The organism is Pseudoalteromonas sp. Z9A5 (genome assembly GCF_011378875.1).
Classification (GTDB): Bacteria; Pseudomonadota; Gammaproteobacteria; order Enterobacterales; family Alteromonadaceae; genus Pseudoalteromonas.
Genome location: NZ_WTLC01000081.1, coordinates 1 through 4,247, shown reverse-complemented (window position 1 = coordinate 4,247; position 4,247 = coordinate 1). Strand labels below are relative to the sequence as shown.

4 protein-coding genes are annotated in these 4,247 nt (G+C 38.9%); all 4 read left to right on the top strand.

The genetic code is table 11. From position 1 onward, the window contains the following. Positions 1 to 192 precede the first annotated feature (192 nt). The 4 genes from GQR56_RS21675 to GQR56_RS20930 all read left to right on the top strand — a co-directional run bounded on the left by GQR56_RS21675 (position 193) and on the right by GQR56_RS20930 (position 4,133). Positions 193 to 327: a hypothetical protein gene (locus GQR56_RS21675; RefSeq protein WP_269435959.1), complete on the top strand. Its 135-nt coding sequence runs from the start codon at positions 193 to 195 to the stop codon at positions 325 to 327. 80 nt (positions 328 to 407) lie between these two features. Beyond that, positions 408 to 1,382 (top strand): transposase, encoded by a 975-nt coding sequence (locus tag GQR56_RS20940; RefSeq protein WP_166115275.1) that lies wholly within the window; start codon positions 408 to 410, stop codon positions 1,380 to 1,382. Positions 1,383 to 1,687: 305 nt separating this feature from the next. Next, positions 1,688 to 3,292, top strand: a complete 1,605-nt coding sequence (locus GQR56_RS21670; RefSeq protein WP_346775787.1) for an RHS repeat-associated core domain-containing protein — start codon at positions 1,688 to 1,690, stop codon at positions 3,290 to 3,292. Then, positions 3,285 to 4,133: an immunity 49 family protein gene (locus GQR56_RS20930; RefSeq protein ID WP_166115274.1), complete on the top strand. Its 849-nt coding sequence runs from the start codon at positions 3,285 to 3,287 to the stop codon at positions 4,131 to 4,133. The genes GQR56_RS21670 and GQR56_RS20930 overlap by 8 nt, the downstream gene beginning before the upstream one ends. Positions 4,134 to 4,247 lie beyond the last annotated feature (114 nt).

The window sequence follows — 4,247 nt, the reverse complement described above, 5'->3', positions numbered from 1 at the left end:
TTGATGCCTCACTCTGCCTACAAAATCCCAACCAAATTTAAGCACTAACTTAAACCAAGGATTGCGAAATCCTGCATCTGTGACGATGATCGGCTGGAAAATAACAAAGACACCCACTTTAAATAGTGGGTGTTAATTTACTACTAACACGTTGTACTTAAACAACATAACACAAAAGAAAAGGACTCTTCGATGCCAGCAATGAAATTAATCCAATCGGTAGGAATTGGCGGCGCAAATAAGCCAGACGATGTAAAAGCAGTACAAACCGCTTTAAATTCACTTCTTTCCCTCATAGCACCCACTCAAAAATTAAACAGAAAATAAACTAGACACCCAACCTAAATTTGCACTTTCTAAGGTTAATGACTAAATTTTAATTAGTCTGAAAAGTGAGCAGGTGTTTTATGGCTATTGCAAGAAAACGTCAAATAAGTTTGGTTGATACAAAATACTACCACTGTATTTCACGTTGCGTTCGCCGTGCTTTTTTATGTGGCGAAGACCATTTTACTGGTCAATCTTACGAGCATCGCAGAGGCTGGGTTGAAGACAAACTACTTGAATTAGCTAAGATATTTTGTATTGATGTATGCGCTTATGCTGTTATGAGCAACCACACTCATTTAGTACTGTATGTTGATGATAAAAAAGCAAACAGACTACATGATAAAGCGATTGTTATTCGTTGGCATAAGCTGTGTAAAGGCACCGCTCTTACACAAAAATACATACAGGGCGAAAAGCTAAGTAAAGCTGAACTTGTCTTTTTTAACCAAACAGTAAACCAATACCGCGAGCGCTTATCAAGTATTAGCTGGTTTATGCGGTTACTAAATGAAGATATAGCCCGCAGAGCGAACAAAGAAGATAACTGCACTGGCCGTTTTTGGGAGGGGCGTTTTACGTCCCAAGCATTATTAGATGAAGCCGCACTTGCCGCCTGTATGGCGTATGTCGATTTAAACCCAATTAGAGCGAAAATGGCTAACACCCCAGAAGAGTCAGACCATACCAGTGTTCAAGAACGTTTAACACACGCAAAGGATGGAAAACAACCAAAAAAACTTCTTCGCTTTGCAGGCATGCCACGCCAAATAATGCCCAAAGGGCTACCGTTTGAGCTTAAATCGTACCTTGAACTTGTTGAATTAACAGGCCGTTGTATACGAGAAGACAAGCGAGGGTATATTGAAAGTACACACTTGCCTTTGCTAGAAAGAGTGAATATATCCCCCGAAAACTGGTTAAAGCTTACAACCCAATTTACGCGCGTATTTCATGGCGCAGTAGGTAGACCAACTTCACAAGCAAGTTACTGTGAAAACTTAAACAGAAAGCGGCGATCAAATATTAGCAACTGCGAAAAGCTACTCGCATAAATTAAAAACCATTCAGTAAAATTAAAACTGCAATTATGCAGATATTCTCATGCGCATAATTCAGGTTTAATAGGGCTAATGACTTATTTAATAGATGAAATGAAAGCGACCCAGTAATAAAAGATTAATTCTGAACCTGAAAAGCAAATTTAGTGGCACAGTTTTGTTTGTTCAATTAAAGTGGCTGTCCAGTTTGGTTGACAATGACTTATTTAATAGATGAAATGAAAGCGACCCAGTAATAAAAGATTAATTCTGAACCTGAAAAGCAAATTTAGTGGCACAGTTTTGTTTGTTCAATTAAAGTGGCTGTCCAGTTTGGTTCTGAACACGGTGAAATTGACTACATTTGGGATATTAACCAATTAATTGGCGAATGCCAAAACGGTGAATATACGTGGTATATAAACTTACCTAATCAATTTCATCCAGTAGCACTGATTAAAAAAGGTGAGGTGTACTACTACCACCTAGATCAGCTTAACACGCCGCGTTTTGTTACTAACAAAAGCGCACAAGTCGTGTGGGAAAACCAAGCCGACGCATATGGTTACGAAGAGCCAAAACTAGACGCTGAATCTACTGTAAATAATACCTTTACTCAGCCAATCCGTTTTCAGGGCCAATATTTAGACGAGGAAAGCGGCTTACATTATAATCGCCATCGTTACTACAGCCCTAGACAACAACGCTTTATAAACCAAGACCCTGTTGGTTTAGTGGGCGGCATAAACCATTACCAATATGCACCTAATCCGGTTAACTGGGTTGACCCGTTTGGGTTCTTGTGCGAGGAAGGGCAAAGAAAGTTAAAAGAAATACTGGCCGCAGAAGAGCATGGCTTATCAGAGAGTGAGCAAGCAGAGCTATTTAATTTACTAAAAGGTGATGATAAAGATATTAACTCGGCAACCCTTAAAGTTAGAGCTCACAACCCAACTGATACAAAAAGTTATTCACCAAGTCGTTACTTCAACGAAGCCAGTGTCAACGTTAATACCAATGAAATAACATGGAGTCGACAAGATATAGTTCAAACACTTACTATGCCTATTGCTGATGTTATTGCAGGCTGGAAAAATGGTCGTGGAGATGAAACCGACACTAACTCGCTAGTCATTAACCTTGATGTAAAAGTTAATCCGAGGGAGTACAGTGGTGAAGAATTCGAGTTCCCACATGATGACGAGACAGAAGAAAAGTTAAAAGAGCATCGGGCTAAGCGTGTTGAATGTATCAAGGAACGTGAGAAGTACGACAAGGTAGAAGACAAAGATGAATGGAATAAAATAAACAGTGGTGAAGATGGCGTTAACTCACAATCAGCCAAAATAGGCGAAGTTGCTGCTTTTTACGCTGTTACTAACAGTGCTAAGTTTAATAATGCAAAACTAATTTACCCAGGGGACAGCTTAGAAGATTTACTTGCAGCTGGCTCACAACCGGGCGATTTTGATTTAGTTTTTGAAGACGATGATGGAAACTTAATTATAATTGAGGCCAAAGGTGGCTCAGCTGAGTTAGGTTATAAAAAAGGCGCTCCAGGGATTATTGACCAACAAGGTACAACAGAATATAGAAATAGTACTATTGAGCAGATGGCTGATAAAGACATGCCAAAGGGCACAACTGCCAAACAGATCAAAGCCGTCAAAGAAAAATTAAAAAATAATGATAAAAAAGGCCTCACCGACGAAGAGAAAAAAATAGCTAATGTACTTAAGCAGCAAGAAGTTGGAAAAAAACTACGAAGAGCAAAAAATAACGAAACAAAAGATGAAAGTCAGCTTCAGTATTGGCATGCAAGCACTAAGTTAAACCCTGACTCGAGTATTAAAAATGATTCAACCACGATGAAGCAATTTGAAAATAGAAAAAAAGCCAGTAAAGAAGGAAAATCTAATGATTAACATAACACGCGGTTATGAACCTACGCTTTTAGAGCATGATACTGAACGCTTTGAAGAGGCGTACAATGAAGTGATTGAAGATTTACCAATCAAAAAAGAAAATTTAATTTACTTAATGGGAGATGCAATCAAAATCTGCCAGTGGTGGTCGTTTGATTTAACGGAGGAAAACAAGAAAAAATCCATAAAAGCATTAAAAATAGTAGCAAAAGCCGGTGAGGCTATTTTTAGGCTAGGTCGAGAGCCTGAAAAAGAGCAGCATATCGTGATTGACGACATATTAGATGCCACCTACAACGGCTTAGGTTTATTAGAAAATGGTGGATTACATGCGATGCGTTGGCAAGAAGCTTTTTTTGCAGCAGCAATAGTGCGTGACTATGACGCGATGGACAGCTTGGTTGAATTTCCGGTGTCATTAATGCGAAAGTGTTCTTCTAAAAGTCCTGAGGCAGAGTATTTATTAACCGAGTTAATACAGTGTATTCATCGTCGTGAATCAGGTCCAAAGGGTATTGAAGTCCTCAATAAGTTAATGGACGAAGTGATTGAAGGCGGTAAAAAAGAGCCGTGGGTTGCGTACGGTACAGGTGCAAAATCAGATTTTATTATTTCGTTTACTACAAAGTCAGAAGCAACTCCAAGTGAGGCATTAGCAAGTGCACTAACTGAAAATTGGAAGTATTGTGAGCGTCATCGTGATCCTGGGTACCAACAACCTAGTTTTTATATGCCAATTAATTTGCTCGGTTTAGCATGTATGGCAAAAGACCTTGGTAACGAACTAAACGTACGATCAGACTTTATTCCGCAATTTTATATTGATGGCGATTATTTATAAATAATCATCACGTTATTTTCTAATGGGGTCAAATCCTGAGGGATCCCCACAATTGCTAATAAGCTACAAGCACTCGTGGCAATCCTTATTTAATTGCTTGAGTGCCTCTGAAAA

Excerpts from the sequence above, each read along its gene's own strand:
- GQR56_RS21675 (WP_269435959.1), top strand. The coding sequence starts at position 193 with ATGCCAGCAATGAAATTAATCCAATCGGTAGGAATTGGCGGCGCAAAT.
- GQR56_RS20940 (WP_166115275.1), top strand. The coding sequence starts at position 408 with ATGGCTATTGCAAGAAAACGTCAAATAAGTTTGGTTGATACAAAATAC.
- GQR56_RS20930 (WP_166115274.1), top strand. The coding sequence starts at position 3,285 with ATGATTAACATAACACGCGGTTATGAACCTACGCTTTTAGAGCATGAT.